Origin of the sequence: Cerasicoccus arenae, assembly GCF_014651635.1 — a bacterium.
GTDB lineage: Bacteria > Verrucomicrobiota > Verrucomicrobiia > Opitutales > Cerasicoccaceae > Cerasicoccus > Cerasicoccus arenae.
In genome coordinates, this window is the sequence record NZ_BMXG01000020.1 from 1 (window position 1) to 19,185 (window position 19,185).

General features: G+C 52.0%; 12 protein-coding genes and 1 pseudogene. 8 read left to right on the top strand and 5 right to left on the bottom strand.

Translation table 11 applies throughout. The features are described from left to right. Window positions 1–181: 181 nt before the first annotated feature. The 8 genes and pseudogenes from IE065_RS14030 to IE065_RS14065 form a co-directional block, all read left to right on the top strand. Window positions 182–445 (top strand): annotated as a pseudogene (locus IE065_RS14030) (integrase core domain-containing protein); the annotation flags it as partial. A 276-nt stretch (window positions 446–721) separates the two neighbouring features. Then, window positions 722–1,213 carry a flavodoxin domain-containing protein gene (locus IE065_RS14035; protein ID WP_189516180.1) on the top strand — a complete coding sequence of 164 codons (492 nt, stop codon included), beginning with the start codon at window positions 722–724 and terminating at the stop codon, window positions 1,211–1,213. Between the two features lie 2 nt (window positions 1,214–1,215). After that, the gene (locus IE065_RS14040) at window positions 1,216–2,184 is read left to right on the top strand and encodes a ChuX/HutX family heme-like substrate-binding protein (RefSeq protein WP_189516183.1); all 969 of its coding nucleotides are present in this window, start codon (window positions 1,216–1,218) and stop codon (window positions 2,182–2,184) included. Between the two features lie 551 nt (window positions 2,185–2,735). Next, entirely contained in the window at window positions 2,736–4,565 is a 1,830-nt protein-coding gene (locus tag IE065_RS14045; protein ID WP_189516185.1) for a polysaccharide biosynthesis protein, read from the top strand. Between the two features lie 176 nt (window positions 4,566–4,741). Further along, a complete protein-coding gene (locus IE065_RS14050) occupies window positions 4,742–6,721 on the top strand; it encodes a cyclic nucleotide-binding domain-containing protein (protein WP_189516187.1) in 1,980 nt (659 codons plus the stop codon). 49 nt (window positions 6,722–6,770) lie between these two features. After that, a complete protein-coding gene (locus tag IE065_RS14055) occupies window positions 6,771–8,696 on the top strand; it encodes an acyltransferase family protein (RefSeq protein ID WP_189516189.1) in 1,926 nt (641 codons plus the stop codon). A 149-nt stretch (window positions 8,697–8,845) separates the two neighbouring features. Beyond that, the gene (gene gntH, locus IE065_RS14060) at window positions 8,846–10,330 is read left to right on the top strand and encodes a guanitoxin biosynthesis MBL fold metallo-hydrolase GntH (protein ID WP_200163440.1); all 1,485 of its coding nucleotides are present in this window, start codon (window positions 8,846–8,848) and stop codon (window positions 10,328–10,330) included. 3 nt (window positions 10,331–10,333) lie between these two features. Next, window positions 10,334–11,386 carry a CobW family GTP-binding protein gene (locus IE065_RS14065; RefSeq protein ID WP_189516191.1) on the top strand — a complete coding sequence of 351 codons (1,053 nt, stop codon included), beginning with the start codon at window positions 10,334–10,336 and terminating at the stop codon, window positions 11,384–11,386. Here IE065_RS14065 and IE065_RS14070 read toward each other — a convergent pair. From IE065_RS14070 to rho, 5 genes are all read right to left on the bottom strand, one after another. Continuing rightward, entirely contained in the window at window positions 11,351–11,851 is a 501-nt protein-coding gene (locus IE065_RS14070; RefSeq protein ID WP_189516193.1) for a hypothetical protein, read from the bottom strand. The two genes, IE065_RS14065 and IE065_RS14070, sit on opposite strands and share 36 nt — an antisense overlap. Before the next feature lie 96 nt (window positions 11,852–11,947). Then, window positions 11,948–12,604, bottom strand: coding sequence for a hypothetical protein (locus IE065_RS14075; protein WP_189516194.1), 657 nt, complete (start codon window positions 12,602–12,604; stop codon window positions 11,948–11,950). A 72-nt stretch (window positions 12,605–12,676) separates the two neighbouring features. Next, window positions 12,677–16,108: a hypothetical protein gene (locus IE065_RS14080; RefSeq protein WP_189516196.1), complete on the bottom strand. Its 3,432-nt coding sequence runs from the start codon at window positions 16,106–16,108 to the stop codon at window positions 12,677–12,679. A 230-nt stretch (window positions 16,109–16,338) separates the two neighbouring features. Continuing rightward, the gene (locus tag IE065_RS14085; RefSeq protein WP_189516198.1) at window positions 16,339–17,370 is read right to left on the bottom strand and encodes a LacI family DNA-binding transcriptional regulator; all 1,032 of its coding nucleotides are present in this window, start codon (window positions 17,368–17,370) and stop codon (window positions 16,339–16,341) included. 566 nt (window positions 17,371–17,936) lie between these two features. Continuing rightward, on the bottom strand, window positions 17,937–19,091 hold the full coding sequence (gene rho / locus IE065_RS14090; RefSeq protein WP_189516201.1) for a transcription termination factor Rho: 1,155 nt from the start codon (window positions 19,089–19,091) through the stop codon (window positions 17,937–17,939). Window positions 19,092–19,185: the final 94 nt, after the last annotated feature.

A 19,185-nucleotide genomic window follows, 5' to 3' on the forward strand; every position in this document is an offset into this window, starting at 1 on the left:
AAAGCTTGAGGATGAGAACCTAAGTTTACGCAAGCTGGTGGCTGACTTGAGTCTGGATAAACATATCCTCCAGGAGATCGTGTCAAAAAAGCTCTGAGGCCTGTACGTAAGGCGAAGTTGATCCGATAGGCATCTGATGTCTATGGGATCAGCGGCCGTCGCGGGTGAGGTTCAGCTTGATTTTATCCGACCAGGCAAACCAACCGAAAATGGCTATATCGAGTCCTTCAATGGCAAGCTTCGCGACGAGCTACTGAACACTGAGATCTTCTTTTCTCTGCCCGAGGCCAGGGAAAAGCTTGAAGAATACCGCCTCGATTATAATACCTATAGACCACACAGCTCGCTGGGCTATCGGCCTCCGGCCGAATACGCCCAGCAAGCTGCATCGAAGACAACAACAACCCAATCGAAACAGAAAATCCTAGCACTGCCGTTGGCATGAAGATTGGGAGCGGGTCAAAACAGCAAACGGTCAAATTATAGTCATTAAAACTGGACCAGAAGGTGGGACCCAAGCAACTGCATCCACTTTTTTGCGATTCAATTGGCTTCGGCGCAATACTCTGTCGCCCAGAAATTCATTCCAACGTTGATTCAAGATGAGTTGAGACGAAATCTCGATAATTGCGCGAAAAAACTTGATTAATTGAAAATGTGTCTCAATAACGAATGGAGTTTTGAGACTAACGACAGTAAAAATTAAACTCATATAACATTTATGAATAACTCTGTACGACCGCTTGATATCATTTTCGGCACTGTTACTGGCAACGCTCAGGCGTTGGCCGAACGTTTTTCTGATCAATGCGATCAGTTGAATATACCATGCACTTTGACTGCAGCGGAGGACTGGGCAATGGAGAGCTTTGGCGTTACGGGCCGCAACACTGTCCTCATCTTCTCTACATGGGGTGATGGCGAGCCGCCTGACGATGCGATTGAGTTCTGTGAAACGCTTTATGATCAAAAGCTGCCCGTCTCTCATTTGCACTATGCGGTTGTTGCGCTAGGCGACAGTGCCTACGACGATTTCTGTGGATGCGGTCGCCGCCTTGATGACGCGCTGAGCAATGCAGGAGCGACACGGATCATGGATCGCGTCGAATTGGATGTAGATTTTGATGATGGCTTTGATGCCTGGATGGAAAGTTTCTTTGAGCTGCGTTCGCTTCAGCAACTCAGCACAGTAACCACTAATCAGGTTGGATAAGTATGTCTTACGACGGGATTTCAAGTAACCGGCGAGATGGGCAAACCAACAACGATTCGCAGGAATGCGAGGGTTCCCGTTTTGGCGTAAACACGTATCCAGTTCACGTGACGGAGTTGGATTTTCGTTTGGGCCATTTATTGGAAGAACTTAGCCGATTGGGCATGTTGTTGATTTTTGTCCGCAACCGACACTGTATCAGCGGCATCGCTGGGTGCATGCCATCAATGTTTCCAACTGGCAAAACCTTCAGCGGCTCCACACATGAAGCGCATTTACACTTAAACCCTGATCGCTGGGATCATGCTTATGTGATCCACGAACAAGACGAGCGCAAGGGCGCATACATCGGCATTGAGTTTTTTGACGCGCGTCACAATGCGCTGTTCCGTGCTGCGCTAACGCCGAATTCGGAAGGCTGTGAAATGCAGCAAATTACCCAGCAATATTACCAACGATGTGTACCGGTGGAGGAAATGGCGGGCTGGACTCGTATGGCCGAGCTTTCTTGCCCTACGACCGCCAGCCATCTTCAGATCGATGATAATTTCATCCAAAAAGATCCCTGGAGTGCGCCCTTTGATATGGCCACGACTCCAATGGTAAAGTACGAAGCTGGCTTCTCAGGCGGGACCGCGTTGGCACGCACCATTTTGGAGGAGGCCAAGGAAGAAAAACAAGAGCTCATTTTGACCGTTGGCGGCGGCTTTGGCCGGATGAATATTCCTTTCTCACCCAGCGTTGTGGAGTCCGTTCAGCGTGGATGGAGTTTTGCGGGTGGCAATGGTGGTATGCTCAGGCTCAATCCCAGCGCCGTCGCCACATATTGGGTCGGCTCCTATGAGGACACAGATGAAAGATACAGCTACTTGGAAGCAGTTGATTGCTTTGGCGACCTAATCCTCCGAATCAACAGTTATAACCCAGACGCTTATCACTACTGGTGTGCCTTGGCGAAAGCCGCAGGCTGAGCATCCACCACTCGACTCATCGTCATAATTGGTAAAACTCTATCCGACGCTTATTCTTCGGCAGATATTTGGCATGGTAACGATAAATTGAGCGGTGGATGCCCAGCTCAGCATACCTGTGCCGGGACAAAACAACGCAGCGTACAACCTTCGCGACCGTCCTGCGCTGACGTTCTGAGCTTAGACGTTTTTTCTTGAAACGCACAGGGCTTTTTAGGCATAAAAGCCCCATGATCATACGCAGTCGCACCTGAAATGGACATCAACCGTCTGATTCTCAGTGACATGTGCCCCTTGTTGCCTCACTCTCGCGGCTGCCGCATGGAATATCAAAGTCTGCATCAATGAGGTTCTTTGGCCCCTTACCTAGTGGATTTTGAGCGCCTTCATTGAGACATTAGGGGCGACCCAGCCAAATCAATAATCAATACTCGGCCAAATTTGCCCTTTTAAGGGCCGACGAATTACGCGCACTAGCCCCTATGCAACGTGGTATCCGCAGAACACTCCTCATTCATTGGGCCCTTATAATTGGGGCAGGGGCTTTTTCATTGTATCTAGCCTACCAGATCCGCTTTGAATTTCACCTGCCGGAGGAGCCTATTAACTGGCAAGAGCGGATGTGGGAAACGATGCAATGGGTGCTGCCCTTCGAGTACATTCTTTTTTATTCGTTGGGGCTCTTTAGACCGCTTGTGGCCCGGTTTCGATGGCGTGATTTTCTTCGCGTTGTCATGGCCTTGGGCCTTGTTACGGGGTTTCTGCTGTATTTGTGGTTTATCTTTGCCGGTGAAAAAACGGCTCCGCGCTCGGTCATCTTAATTAACAGTTTGTTGCTACTGGTGTTCCTTTGCTTCATCGGTGCGCTGTCTTCGCACTTACGAATGATTCTGACGGGCAATTTGACCGAGTTACCAGTGCGAGCTTCGCGTGTGGTTGCTGTGGGGACTGGGTTCTTGACGTATCAATTGATCGATCAGACACGAAGGAGGACAGGACTTGGAATGCGCGTGGTGGGCATGGCTGTCACGAATGGATCCAAACGCGAAGGTGAGCATTGGCAGGGGGTGCCAGTTGGCGGTCCAGCTAGTCAAATCGAGCAAATTTGCCACCGCTTTGATCCTGACCGTATCATTATCACCGATCCTGAACTCTCCGATAAAGAAATTCGCTCTTTGTTGTGGAAATGCCGGGAGCTCCATGTGCCAGTTTACATTGTTCCGACGGCCCAGGAAATGTTTTACGGGGTTTTGCGGATGGAGACTATTCGCCCAGTTGGGCTGGACGATGTTCTAGGCCGCAATACACTGGAGATTAACCTGCCGCGCATTCACCAACTCTTGGTGGGGAAACGAGTGCTCGTGACTGGAGCTGGCGGCAGTATTGGCAGCGAGCTATGCCGCCAAATTCAGGTAATGAATCCTGAGAAGCTTCTCCTGCTCGACAGCTCTGAGGTCGCACTCTTTCAGATTGAGCAAGAGTTGCGTAGCCGGCCTTTGGGTGAACGGGTTCATGCTTTGTTGGTCAACGTTCGGGATCGCGCATCGATGGTCAGCGTTTTTGAGCGAGAAAAGCCTGATATTATTTTCCACTCTGCCGCCCTGAAACACGTGCCGATGGTTGAGTCTTTTCCGGGGGAAGGACTTATGACGAATACGTTGGCGACGAATCAAATAGCGGAGCTTGCCGCTGATTATGGCGTCGAGCGCATGGTATTCATTTCCACCGATAAGGCGATCAATCCGTCCAGTGTGATGGGCGCTTCCAAGCGCCTAGCCGAACTACTGTTGCAATCACGTCCGCGTGGCAATGGTATTACCAGCTTCGTCGCGGTTCGCTTTGGTAACGTGATTGCCTCATCGGGCAGCGTGGTTCCTATTTTTGAAAAACAGATTGCCGCTGGTGGTCCGGTTACAGTGACGCACCCAGACGTGACGCGCTATTTTATGTCGATTCCAGAGGCGGTCGGGCTTGTTCTCCAGAGCGCAACGCAGGGCAGCGGTGGCGAAGTATTCATGCTGGATATGGGGGAACCGCTCAAGGTTCTTGAGGTTGCTCGGCTGATGATCCAGATGCGTGGCCTTGAGCCTGACAAAGACATTGAAATCAAAATCATTGGCCTGCGTCCCGGCGAAAAACTATTTGAGGAGCTGCGATACGATGCGGAAATCCATGGGACAACTAGCCACCCTCGCGTTTATCGGTTGACTGCGCCTGCGCTGTCGCCGTCGGAAGCATCTGCTCTGCTAGCCCGAGTCAAGGAAGTGGCCCTACTTACCGATCCTGACGTTATTCGTGCCGCAGTCAAAGAATTGCTCCCAGAGTTTATTGGTGATGAAGCGACGATGGACGTCGATTCGGACGTACCAGCAAAAGCATAAGTGCGGGCAGGTTCTGCGTTTGCGACCAGAGACGACTCAATCGCGTCGGCCACCATTGGTCGTTGTTCAAAAATGCGTCCAAGTAAGACCACGACCGACCTTCGCAATGAAGTCTTGTGCATAGGGGATTGACCCTTTGCCGTGATATGATAGGCTGATTTATTCTACACGCACGCATGGATCAGTCTTATATTCTTACCCAAGCGCGGCTTTCGTTAGCCTATGACATCGAGGCGAGCAAACCGGAGCACGAGATACTTATTCTGAAGAATGTCCCGCTGAAGACTTATCTCGTGGTCGAGGAGGAGCAGTGGCGGATACTTAGACGTTTTAAGGATGGCATGCCGCTGCAGGAGCTGTTGCCGCTGCTGATTACCGAGCGGAAGAGTCCGCCCTTGCGCAGCCTGTATGAGCTGGTGATGAAGGCAGTGGTTGCGGGCATCCTGCTAGTTGATGGAGAGAACCAGGCCGCTCAGCAACAGAATCGTGCGGTAGAGTGGGACCATCGCCTGCGCTTTGGGATGGCGCATTGGTTTGGTGTGGGGGCGATACTGTTTGGATTTCTTGCGGTGCTTTTTCGCCCCTTGGGCACGCCGACAAACCTGATCGAAATATTGGTGGGCTGGCTGCTGATTTGTGGTTCGTTGACGGTTGGCTATTTCCTGTCCGCCTGTTTGCTCGTGGGCTTTGATCGTGAGGTCTATGATACTCGTTTTCGCTGGAAACACGTACTTCCGCACTTTCATTGCAACGTGGAAGACGGACGAATGGCTGGACGGATGTGTGAAATGTCGGTAGCGCTGATGCAACTGGCACCGATGTTTTTCACTACTGGGATCACGGCACTGTGGTTCACAGATTTGGTTTATCTGCTTTTGATGGGCGTGTTTTTTGTGACGTTGCCGAGTGGTCGAAGCCCAGCAAGTTTGCTTTTGAGGAGCCTATACAGACGCTATCCGCTTTCGACGGGGCACGACTTTATTTTTGTGCAAAATCGGTTGCTGTGGACGTTGATTAATTCGCGACTGAAGTTCACGGACAAGAGCTATCTACTCATCTTTGGTGCCTATACGCTGATCTGGCTGTTCACGGTTTTCATGGCTAACCTGAGCGCATTTGGCCTCAACGTGGGCGAGCTAAAAAACCTCTACCTGACGAGTAGCGCGGCGACGGTTACGGTGATCATCGTGTTATTGCAAATGGCCGCCACGATCCTTGGAAGTTTGGCAATGATCTCGTGGATTGTCGCGATGAATATCTTGCATGTGGTAGAGCAGTTGCGGATGCGTATGCAGTCTAAGCCAAAGCTGTTGAACCATGAGATGAGCGGCGAGGACATTGTTCAGTTCCTCAGCGGCACGCTATTGCTCAAAGGCGTGCGAGAAGAAATTCTGTATGAACTGGCAGAGCGTGTTCGTGGCGTGATTGTTGACCCCAAGCAGCATGTGTTTAAGGAAGGTGAGCCGGGAGACGACCTTTATTTTGTGCTCAATGGTGGAGTGGAAGTGCTGATGAGTCTGAAGTCCGGGCGCCCTTTGCGGGTCACGGAACTTGGGCCGGGCGATGTTTTTGGGGAAGTCGCGCTACTCCACAATGTACCGCGTACTCGGTCGATTCGCGCAGCTCGCAAGAGCCTGCTATTAGCCTTATCCCGTGAGGACTTCCAGAAGTTGATCGTGGGCAGTATTGGTGTACGTGACGTGGAAGCGATTATTCGCAAGCAGTCTTTCCTGCACCGTATTGAACTGTGTCGTAACTGGCATCCACAGGCGATGACGGCGTTCTCGCGTCTCGCCACACTGGCTGAGTTTCAACCGGGGGACGTGGTCATCAAGAAAGGCATGCGCAACCAGTTTTTTTATCTGATCTACGACGGCCTGTTGGAAGTCATTGTCGAAGGCAAGCGCGTGAGTACGCTAGCTACGGGCGAATTCTTCGGTGAGATCAGTTTGCTGCAAAATAGTACTGCCACAGCGGACATCGTGGCGATCACCGGGAGCCGATGTTTGGTCGTCCAGCGGCGTGACTTCCTGAACTTTATTGGCAAGGACTTCTTGGTGGGGCTACAGTTTGAGGACATCAGTTCAAAGCGTCTGAAGCATCCGATCTTCCCGTTGACGGGCGTTGCCTACGACGATTTTTCGGAGCGTTATTAACGGATTATCTGGTTGTGGTGCCGGGGCAATGCTCTGAGATTCTGAGACGATGCAATATCGAAGAGACGTGGATGGTTTACGTGCGGTCGCCATCTTGGCCGTAGTAGCTTTCCATGCCGATATTGGAGTGGGCGGTGGATACATTGGCGTGGATGTCTTTTTCGTGATCTCCGGTTTTCTGATCACCAAAATAATCTACGAGCAAATGCGTATCGGCGCATTTTCCATACTGGGCTTTCTCTCGCGCCGTATACGCCGTATCTGGCCCGCTCTGTTCGTGTTGTCGTTGGCGACGCTGGCGGCAGGCTGGTGGGTATTATTGCCTGAGGATTACGCTCATTTGTCCGAGGCGGTTGGTGCAAGCACCTTGTATTTCGCCAATATATTCTATTGGCTGACATCGGGCTATTTTCAGGAATCTGCGCAATCAGAGGTAATGCTTCATACGTGGACGCTGTCGCTGGAAGAGCAATTTTACCTCTTCTTGCCTCTGGCAATGATGGTGGTCTTGTGGCTCTTGCCACAACGCCGCCGAGTGATGTTTGGAGCGCTTGCACTAGGTTTGGGGCTAAGCTTTCTGATCAGTGTCTATGGTGTGGAGCACCATCCTCGTGCCGCCTTTTTTCTTCTGCCAAGTCGCGCCTGGGAATTCCTTCTAGGGTCGCTGCTGGCAATCACTCCGGCAACTCGGATGTATCGCTCGAATGTGTTGCGAGAGGTTGGTTCCTTACTTGGTCTGGCTGCCATTTGCTTCTCCGCATTCGGCTATAGCGAAGTAACCCCTTTTCCGGGGTTACATGCATTACTGCCATGTCTAGGCGCATTGCTGCTCATTGCCTGCAACGACGCTACAACTGGGTTGCCGTCGACATTGGTGGGCCGGTTGCTTTCGCTGAAGCCAATCGTTTACATCGGGCTGATCTCGTATTCGCTCTATCTCTGGCATTGGCCGATTTTTTGTCTGGCGAAATACTGGTCTACGGCACCGACGTCGCTTGATCAAAATCTTGTTCTGATTTTTGCATCCTTGGTGGCGGCGTCATTGTCCTATCATTTGGTGGAAGTGCCATTCCGCCGAGCGAAAGCTGCGTCGACATCCAGAGTGTTCCTGATGTACTTTGCCAGTGGCGCGTTACTGCTCGGCGGGGTGGGGGCAATACTGGCCTCAGATGGTTTTCCCAATCGATTTCCGGTGGAGGCGCAGCGTATTGCGGAGGCGCTGACTATGTGGAAGGAGCATCAGCCCTTAAATCGAGGGACAAACCGCATACCGGACGATCTTATTGAAATTGGAGAACCGTACGCCGAATTTGCTTCCACACCGCGCCCGTTGCTCTGGGGGGATAGCCATGCGGAAATTGCAGCCCTCGCGTTTCGGCAGGCATTGGCCGAAATGTCGCTGGATGGCTTTGCCATCGGTTATGCGGGTCAGCCACCGTTGATTCGCGTTATTGATCAGAAAACTGGTGAGATGCAGGAGTCCCGCAATCGCTCAATCATCGAATTTATCCGATCAGAGAAGGTGACCGACGTCTTCCTAGTTGCGGCTTGGTACTCATACTTACATGATGATTCTGCCGTTGAAGCGTTCCGCCAAACAATCGATGAAATTACCGCTGTTGGGGCCAAGGTATGGATCGTTGCTCAAGTCCCTGGCTACGATCATAGTATTCCTAAACTTTTGGCGAGGGAGGCACTGTTTAACGCAGACCTGTCGGCTTATCGACTGAGTCCGGAAGACTGGCGGCAGGGCTTTGGGTCGCGGTTCGAATCTATCTCAACCTTGATCGCTGCTTCTGATTTGACCTTATTGGACCCTTGTCCCTATTTTTTGACTGATGAAGGCTGGTATGGCATTGAGCAGGACGGATACCCGCTTTACTGGGATCATAATCACCTGACAAATGCTGCTGCAGAGAAGGCCTTTACCCCGCTATTTATCCAGGCCCTCCGTAGTAATGATGCAACGGATTAAGATATAGGAAAACGACTACGGTGATCAACGTTCGTAGTTAGCCAAAGATGGTTTTGGCACTCTCGTCTGGACGTCGCGCTCAGTTATGGTAGGGTTTCAAATTCATAACTGGAATCTGCTCCACCTACTAATCCCAAATAAGATGCATAATGAGTGATAGTGACGCCCAAGCCAACCCTAAGAATGATCCGGCCAATCCGGAGCTGAAATCCAATCGCCGTAATTTCATCAAAACCGGAGCCTTAGGAGCAGGCGCTGCTGCGGCGATGTCTCTTCCCAGTTCACTCAATGCGCAGGTTCCAGACAAGCCCGCTAACACTTGGCCCGGGCCGAAAACGGAAAGCAATCCCTACGGCAAACGTCCCGGTGGCGGCATTAGCTTGCCGGACTATTTTAAGCCTTGGCCAGCGATTAAGAACAACAACTTCTACATGCCGGGGATGGAAATTCTGCCGAAGAACGAGATGCGCATTTCGTTCCTCGGAAGTACCCCTTGGCCGCCAACTCGGTTGCAGTCGGGCACTTCGATTCTCGTTGAGCTCGGCAATGGCACGGCCCAGCCGCGTCGCTTCTTTTTCGATATGGGCAACGGCAGTATCCGCAACGCAATTGCCATGCAGGTGCCCGCACCGTTGATCAACGATGTTTTCCTGACCCACCTACACGCTGACCACTTCGCGGACTTGCCCTACATGTATCCGTTCCGCGCATTCGCTGGTGGGTTTGAACCGCTGCGCGTCTACGGACCATCGGGTCGTACGCCCGAGCTTGGCACCAAGCACATGATCAAGCACATGCGTGAAATGAACCGCTGGCATGAAGAGAACTTTCATGCTTGCCCGGTTGGTGACGGCTTTGAAATCGAAGTCACGGAATTCGACTGGAAGCAGCGTAATGGCATCGTCTACGACAAGGACGGCGTCAAAGTCCGCTCTTGGCCGCGTTCCCACGTGAAGGACGGTGCGGTGGCTTATCGCCTTGATTGGGAAGACGCGGATCTATCCTTTGTCTTCACCGGTGACGGCCGCCCCGACGAGCTTTCCGCCAAATATGGCAAGGGAGCTGACGTCTTTGTTTCTGAAGGCACCATCGATGCACCGACGCTATCCGCGATGAAGCTGGGCGCGCCGTCTGAACTCTGGGAATACACAATCGATATTTTCCACACCATGTATTATGCGGCGGGCTACCTCTTTAAGCAGACTCAACCGCGGATGGCCGCCATTTGCCACTATGAGTGGACGGGTGACGCGCTGGCGGCGGAATCGGTCGCTGAAGTCCGCGCTAACTGGGATGGCTTATTCATGTTTGGCGGGCCGGATGTTCAGGTGATCAACGTGAGCAAGGATGCGATCTGGGCGCGTGAAGCAGCGCTATCCGACGGAGCGGCACCAGCGGCAATGGACCCTCGCTGGTTGCTTAAGCCTGGCGAACCGTTGCCCGAAACAATGTCTTTGCCGACGCCCACCATGCCGCGTGAAATGCAGCAAGAGCAGTTCGTTCGCGACTTGGAAATCGACCCGAAGCTTTATTATCCAGAAGACGTTTACCGCAAGCCGGTGCAGAAGTGGCCAGGCGTTACGTTGAACCCACGCGAGATGCTCGCCGCTCGTGGCATCAAGGTCGATTCTTAAGCCATGGACACTAGCCAACGACCGATCCTCGCACCCGCTGCGAGGACGGAGCCAATATTTGTACCTGGACGCGATCCGGTGCCGGTCACGCTGCTGACCGGTTTTCTCGGCTCCGGCAAGACGACATTGCTCAACCGCATTCTCAACGGAGATCATGGCCTGCGTGTCGGCGTGTTGATCAATGATTTTGGCGCGATCAACATCGACGCTGAACTCGTGGACTCGATTGAAGAGAATACCATAAACCTGACCAACGGCTGTGTGTGCTGCGAAATTCGCGATGACCTAGTACGCTCGCTGGAGGAGTTGTTGTTACGCGAAAAGGCAGTGGATTACGTTATCCTCGAAGCCAGCGGCGTTTCAGACCCGTCGGGTATCGTAATGACTTTTCTCGATCAAAAATACGAAAAGCTCCTGCGACTCGATAGCATCACCTGCGTCGTCGACGCAGAGGCGATTTTTACGCATGGCGATGATCAGGAGCTCAACACATTGAAGATGCGCCAGATCAGCTTTGCGGATATGGTCATCCTTAACAAAGTCGATCTCGTTGGCCCAACGCATCTGGAAGTCATTCACGAGTGGATCGGACATCACTTAAAACGCATCCGCATTATTGAAGCCACTCGCTGTGACGCGCCGCTGGAAATCCTGCTCGCGGTCGGGCGTTTCGATCCAGTTCGTGCGATCGCAGCTCATCAGAAACCTTCAGAGGCACACGATCATCCTCATGAGGATGATGCTCATGGCCACGGCGAGGCACATTCCCAATTTCAGACTTGGAGCTATGAAACCGACCGTGCATTTGCTCAAGACGCGCTTGGTGAGATGGTTCGCCGAAAGTTGCCCGCAGAGATTTATCGCTGCAAGGGCATCGTCCATGTCGCCGACTCTCCGGGGGAACGCTTTAGCTTGCAGGCCGTAGGCAGGCGGACGGAGCTGACATCGCTCGGGCCGTGGGGTGAACAGGTGCCATGCTCGCGAATTGTCGCGATTGGTTCATCCATTGATGCCGCAGCACTAACGGCTTTGTTCGACAGCTGCTTGGCCGGGTGAATTCGCCAGGCGGTCCCGTAGCGCCTGTAGGGCATCGGCGATCCGTTGGAGGCGGGGCTGGGTGATCACGCTCAAGTCGTCGATGATCAGCATGTGTTGGCCTTGGTGAGCATTAGCGTAAATCGCGCGCAGTTCCCGGGCAATGGAAGCGTGGCTCTGGCTGAGCTCTGCAGTGGAAAACTTGTTGCAGAAATATTCGTAGCAGACCAGCGGGCGACCATGGTCAAGCTGACAGCCTTGGCCGGGGGTAAACCAGCCAGTCGCGTCATCATATTCGTCGGCACGTTGCCCAAGAATGAAGCGCAGGAATGCGCTGTCCACGCTCTCGCGGCAAAATGACTCCTTGCAGCAAACTGATGTGCAGACCGCACAGTGCGGCTGGGCGTTCACTTGCCCAATGTGCTGGAGCTGCCGCTCGATCTCGATGTGTAGGGCCCGAATTTTCTCCAGCAGAGCGTCGTTCATAAGATACGCTGGCACGCAAGATTGGGCAATGCACGTTCTTTCTTAGTGATCCATTTAACGGGCTAGCCGCCCTTGGCTAAACCTTGTGGAATCGATCTATGTCCGAAAGCGCACGATGCGGTATGTTTTACCGTCATCATCAGGCATGAGCAAGAAGACGTAGTAATTCCCCTTGCGAATGGTTTGAGAGCCGGAATAGACCAACGACCATTCATTATCAACCTGAATTGCGCATTTGATTTCAAATTGCAGATCGGACTTCACTGAACTCAGTGAAATGGTCTTGGACTGAAGCGGGTCTAGGTTAAATTGCTTTTCTCCAGCTTGGCAAACAATGGGCATGCTGCTCAAATTGAATATTAGAGCATTGTTTTTTTGTTCTTGGGCCTTGCTGAGGTCAATGGGGATCAATGAAAAGCGTGTTCCCTGATCGATCATGGAAATCATCATTCGCCTGATCCCAGGTAGGAGCTGATACTTACCTACAGGCGAGTAAATTGGCTGCCCGACATTGTCAGTCCCCGTTTTGCGGTAAAGTTTGAATTCGAGTGGCCCGACATAGCTGAATTCGGGTGTGCGTTGACCAGACTTGATCGTAACACCCTTCATCTGTCCGTTGGTCGAATAATAGAGGGTTTCAGAGGCACGCTCTCCTTCCTGCGCGACGGCTTGAGCTCCGCGAGCCCGGCCGCCAACGTAATAAAGACTCAACTGGCAGTCGACCATTGGCTGAGGCTCTTGAGCCCAAGTCATGCAGCTGCTGGCCAGAGTTATGGCGATAATAAGGATTCGATAAAGATGCATCGGTATCTCCGGTAGCTTTACTTAAGGGGCGTCGGGTGAATCCAACCAGCGGAAGCTGGTAACAACGAACCGGCGACCGCGGCCATTCGTGGGATCACCAAGTGCAATCGTTTCGCTTGCATCAAGCTTTTCAGGTGTGCGCTGGATGACTGCTTCGCACCAGGTCTCCCCAGTTTGCACGCCCATAGGATTGACCGATTCTGCCCAGACACGGATTCGAAAGGTATCGGATCGCACCGTTAGAACACTACCTAGTTGTGCGAGCAAATCGCCTTGAGTCAGATAACCCGGCGTATTGGCCGCTAAAGAGCCCTCCATCGCATCACGATTGAATTCGCGGAAGTAGCGGGTCGAAATGATGTTATCTCGATACAGGTTCTCCGGGTTTTCTACGCTGTAATCGTAGAGGTTGTCTGCGTCGAAAAATGTGTCATTGATTCCAGATTTATCAATGGCTGCTTGAAGAGCGCCTTTCTGCTGCCATTCAGTTGGGTTATCAATCGTCCTGTTCTGGTAGCTGGTTGGCACGGGAGACCGATTAACGAATTGAGCCAGAGACATAAATGGGCCCCGGGTTTTAACTTCTTCTACAATGGCTGTGGCCAAAAGATCGATTTCATCCGCGTCGAGTGTGCGAAAGCCTGTATAGGCTTCGTCATCTTCTGGCAGAGTATCTGATGCGGCGTTAATTTCACCAGTAAGAGGATAGGGGTGGCGCAGCCAGGGTGATTTGTCCACGAAAGTATTACTCGTGTCGCCAGCCGTTTCTACATCCGACCCGAAATAGGTACCAAGTAATGCCTTCCAAGCATCAACTGAAGTTGAATTTACGTTGAACGCGCCATGGACGAACAGTTCGCCCGCAACTTCGTCCGCAGAGTCGAGTTTAGCATCATCATAATTGCGTTTCGCGAAAATACGGGGATTTTCAGAGATGAAGTCCAAATTGCGGAAATTGGAATCAGCGACCGCTGAGAAAAAATAATCATCCCACAGCGCTGTGTTTAGATTCCAGGGCATGTCATAGTAGACTGGTGAGCCGGATGCTGGAGAGTTAAAGTCAGGCCAATTACTGCGGAAAATGGTATTAGGTTCGAGGTAAGGGCTGGCACTGCTGCTTCCGATGGCGTAGGCTGGCGATACATTTCCCCACTTCCAGTAATCTAGTGCCTGATTGTAGTCCCGAGCCAGACCTAATCGGGCGTGACGCAGATCAGCAATCGAGCGGAACTCGCGTGTAGAACGTGGTAGATGGAACAGTGGCGCGCGCAGATTGCCGGTTGAATCATCAATGAAGCCAACAAAGGCGTTATCACCAGAGTTGGGTATTTCGGCGTCGTTTGGATCGGCGCTCAATTCACTCGCGAAGAAGAACTCAGATATCCAGGAAGGGTTGTCACCCGTGCCACCATTACTGCTAGAACCTGCCTCATATTCCAGGGGGGAACGTCCAGAGTAGGCAGCAGTGGGATCGTAGTCTTCGAGCCATTGGGTCCGGAAATAATTAACGGACGAGGGCGTGCTGGATTCAAATTTCTGAAGGCGGCTCTGCGCGAATTTTAGCCCGGCGCGATAAGCGAAGTTTGCAGATATGTCTTCAATCGGCGGCGCGCTTGGTAGGCTAGGGGGGCCATAAATTTGCAACTGATCTCCACTGGCGTAAAGCTTGCCCCAATCAGATTCCTTATTGAAACCTGACATATTGAGCCGTTCAATGTGTTGTAATGGCTGTGTTGCGAGTTCGTTTGTATTGCGCGCGAGACGCACGATGCCGGATACACGCTGTTGGGATATTGTTTGAAGGGCACCCAAGTTATATTTTGAAGGGTCGATCGTCATTTCCGAATTTGGGACTTTGAACGCGTATGCAAAACCACTGCGATAGCCAGGTGAGAGTTCCAATGGAGTTGCCGCGCTGGTGATGACTTCTGCTGGAAGCGCCGGGGTGAATACAATGGCTTCACCGGGTTCCATATCTGAGCTCAGGTTCAAGCGGAAGGGGATGCGGCCATAGCTTGGCGTTTCTAAACCAACATATTGAAAGAGGTTCCCATCTTCGGTTGTGTCCCCTGAGTTGGGGAATTTGATGATCGGGTCGACAGTGTTGCCATGCTCATCTGGCAGGGGGTGCCATTCCACGCGGTGAAGCCATTTTAATTCAGGGGCAGAGCTATTGGATAGCTGGGAATCGACGACGAATGAGCCGTTCTCAATTGCCGCATCATACGGATTCCATAAGACGAACGCTGGCTGTAGGAAATACCAAATGGCATATTGATTCGGGGTGACGGGGTCCTTTAGGACGAGAACATTGACGTGTAATTGAACCAGCGTTAACACCGGTGTAATGGCGGGTGTCGTTGAAGAATAAGGAACCGGTTGATAGACGGCATTGGCGTCAAGATTGCCATTTGAAGGCGTAAGATTCATCCAAGCATGGAGCTGCTCCCAAGCTGGGCCACCCTGATCACCAGAGAGACCAGTCGCCGCTGGGAAAATTTGTTGGCCGGCAAGACTTGGATCGATCCCGTCAGGGCTCATCGCATTGGTCAGGTCGAACTTAAGTCCGCCCCAAAGGCCGGTGTCGGTATCATATGTTGTCTTTGAAAGAACCCCCATGCTATCGAAAGTGACGTCATGAAAACTCTGGGCAGCGAGGGAATCATCGCTGGCGGAAAAGGTATCCAACGTGGAAAGGCTGGTGGACTTCTGAATGTGCTCCCATGCCGGCGTTCCATATGTGAGGTGACTCATGCCCTCTAGCAACTCGATTCCGACTGTTTCAGGAGACGAAAGGGCTTGGTTGGCAAGTACCACGAGTGCTTGGGGGAGAGGGCGTTCGGATTGTGTATTAATATTCGCTTTAATGCCCTCATCGAGCACCGCCCATGCGTAACGGCCAGTGATGTTGCCATCCGGTCCAGTAATTGACTGTTTACGCGCAAAAATGTCATTTAGTGGATCTGATGGGTCGGAGTAAAGTAGGGCAATTGTATCGTCTGATGGGGGGGGGGGCAGTTGATCGCTGGTTTGATTTAAATAATTATTGGGGTAGTCCGTTGCTGTTAATGGGTCAAAATCAGCCTGCTCATTCCCGCTGATTAGATGGCGTGGAAGATTGGTCGGTGCGGAGCTATTCCAAACGGTCGTCAGCCAAGGGTTACCAGGGCCTTCAAGGTCGATGGTTGTCGGATCTAAATCAAATATTTCATTGCGGGCCGTGATGCGCGCATCCGGCCCAATGTATTGCTGGACTTCACTTCGGGCTTCCAGTAGGCCAAAAAGCGCGTTCTCACGCGTTGTTTCCAACTGCTTATTCTGAGTTGCGGATGACAACTCAACTGAAGTTAGTGAGGTCAGAGTGGTCATCAAAAGGACGATAAACGCCATGAAGACGAGTGCTATTACTAACGCGAAACCACGCTTTTTGGGGGTTGGTCTAATTTTTTTCATTGGACTAGAGGGGGGGAGATAGACGCTACTCAACTAAATTCAATAATTCAAATATAATAATAATTAAATGGCAGTTCTGCTATCGCCGGATTCATTTTCACCGATCAAAGCGAAGCGAATCCTCGATTACGGCGACGAAGATGCTCTATTAGGCAGGGGCTCGTAAATCAGCTCATTGCAATGGGCTGATTTAAAGCACCCTGCCAGTATGCAGAGCTATACGCCGGTTACTACCGACTGGATTCGCGTTCGATCACCGTGGGGGTGATCAATTGGCTTTCGGGTTTTTTTCCGTCGATGTATTGGACTAAGCTGTTAACCAGTCTACCGCCCACTTCTTGTAACTCAGCGGTTACCGAACTGAGTTGAATCGTGGAGGCGGTGCAGGTCGGAGAGTCGTCCGTGCCAATGACGCGGACCTGATTGGGGACGCTGATGTTGCGTTCACGCAGTACATTAATTGCGCCAATGGCTTGCTGATCGGATTGTGCGACGATGCCATCAAATTGTAGTCCATTGTCGAGTGCCTTGGTGATCACGGTGCGACCAGCCAAGAAGCGGTAGTCGATACCTGAGCCCATTCCTTCGAGGAGAAGGGATGGATCTACTGGTAAATTCGCTTCCTTCATGGCGTCCAGATATCCCTGCTGTCGGAGATCATCATCTCTTCGAATACAGAAGAAGGCCGGGCGCTTACAGCCTTTTTCAATCAAGTGAGCGGTTGCCAGCTTTCCCTGAAGGTAGGCATTGTAAACAATGTTTGCAATGCCTGAGGCTGGGTCGTGGTGGAAACTGGTAATGACGGGCAAGCCTTCCTTGTGAAGGTTCTCGATTAGGGAACGAGTCTCGCTCTGGGCTGAGCCAGCAACGATCAAACCATCCACCGAGCGGTATATCTCCTGATTGCAGAATTCCATGAATTGCTTGGAATCCTCATAGAATTGCAGCCACAGGCGAAGGCCATGTTGGTTCAAAGACTTGGACATGCCGATGAGCAACTTGTTGAACAGCTCACTGCCGGGCACGCCGATTGGGTGTACAATCAGGCCGATTGCTCCGAAACGACCACGCTTGAGTGCGGAGGACAGTGGGTTGGGCCGGAAATCCAGTTCCTTGGCGCGTTTGAGGATCTTTTCCTGCAGATCTGGGCGTACTTTGGTGGTGCCCAAATTTCCGCTAATCACTTTGGAAACAAGTGAATTAGAAACGCCAAGTTCAATGGCAATGTCTTTGATTTTTACGGTTTTTCTAGGTTTGTTCATCAGGGGGGGGGGGGATGAGTTTTAAGGAAAGAACAGAGGGGTAGGGGTACTAGGGGTGTTGTTTCAGATATTCGTTTTTAATCAATGAAAATCAACAATGTGATAGAATGCCATGAGATTTCACAATTGCGATGATCAATCGATTGTTCTTTCTTTAAATGATGCCAGATAGGCTGCATGCCTCGGTAGTTATCGCACTATCTGTTCGTCGCTTGGAGTGCTCAACTGTGGTGGCACACGTTTTGTCTTATTGCTTACCGAGGGCATCCGCTGTTAGTTGAAGCAATGAGTAGGAGAATGGTTTCGGCTAACTGAAACAGATGCCGGAACCTGTTCCTGCCCTAAATTTACCGATTCTCGCCTTAAATCCCGATTGAATGATACTGTACAGTATCCAGTGCACGGCTATCGGCTGCTGCTTATTGCTGCCCCATGTTAAGGGATCAGCGAGCTTTCCTGCTAATCACTAAGGTGATTTGGGGGATATGCAGGCATACCAGCAATATTCCAACTCTAGGTCTTCACCTCTAAGGATAATCTGAGGTGTTGGAGGGCTTGGTTGCTTTTTACATATCCAGCAGGCGGAGGAACTCGGCGTTGCTGCTGGTTTTGCTCATGCGTTCGACTAAAGTCTCAGTGGCGTCTAGCGGCTTCATTGGAGAGAGGGCGCGGCGGAAAAAGCCGACTTTGTCTAAGGTGTCAGCGTCTAGAAGTAGCTCTTCCTTACGAGTACCGGAGGAATTGATGTTGATGGCGGGCCAGAGGCGAAGCTCGGAGGCTTTGCGGTCGAGAACCATCTCCATGTTGCCCGTGCCTTTAAACTCTTGGAAAATCAGGTCGTCCATCCGGGAGCCGGTTTCAATCAACGCCGAGGCGATGATGGTCAGGCTGCCGCCTTCTTCGGTGTTACGGGCGGAGGAGAATAGTTGCCGTGGCTTTTCGAGGGCGCGGATGTCCAAGCCACCGCTCATGGTGCGGCCGCTGCTCTTAGCGGAGTTGTGGGCGCGGGAGAGGCGTGTAATACTGTCGAGGAGCAAAATAACGTCTTTGCCAACTTCCACTTGGCGCTTGGCCCGCTCGATGGCGATTTCAGATACGCGAATGTGGTTGTGGATGTCTTCGTCGTTGGATGAAGCGTAAATTTCGGCGAATTCCAGATCGCGCTTGAAGTCGGTGACTTCTTCTGGGCGCTCATCCACGAGCAGCACCATGACAAGCATTTCGGGGTGGTTTTCGTGCACGCCCTCCGCAATGTCTTTTAAAAGGGTCGTCTTGCCGGTGCGGGGCGGGGCGACGATCAAGCCGCGTTGACCTTTGCCAATAGGACAGAAGAGGTCGATTACGCGGGTGGTCAGGCGGTTGTCCTTGCACTCGAGCTTGAGCTTGCTGTCCGGTGCTACGGTTGTCAGCTGCTGGAAGGTGTAGCATTGCTTGCGGGCGTCTACGCTAAGGCCGTCCACCTGCTCAATAAAGCGTATTTTGGGATTGGGGTAGCGATCGTCGTGCAGGGCGCTGGCGGTGATCCAGTTGCCTCGCTTCAGCTTGAAGCGACGGATCATTTCGCGGGGAACAAAGGGGTCCGTTTTGCGTGGGCGCCCGTTCTTGGCGGGGTCGAGGAGTTGCCCGGTCTTATTATTAGACGGTTCGAAGACGCCTTCCACGGTTACGGTATTATCCGAACGGTCGTTGGCTTCATTGGTTTGCACTTCTGATTCGCTCATACAGGCAAGGCGAAAGGCAGGCGGAGCCCCGGAGGGGTTTGAACATGGGCCAAAACTGGCCGTTGTGTAGGAAGCAGGGCGTAATTTGATCGAG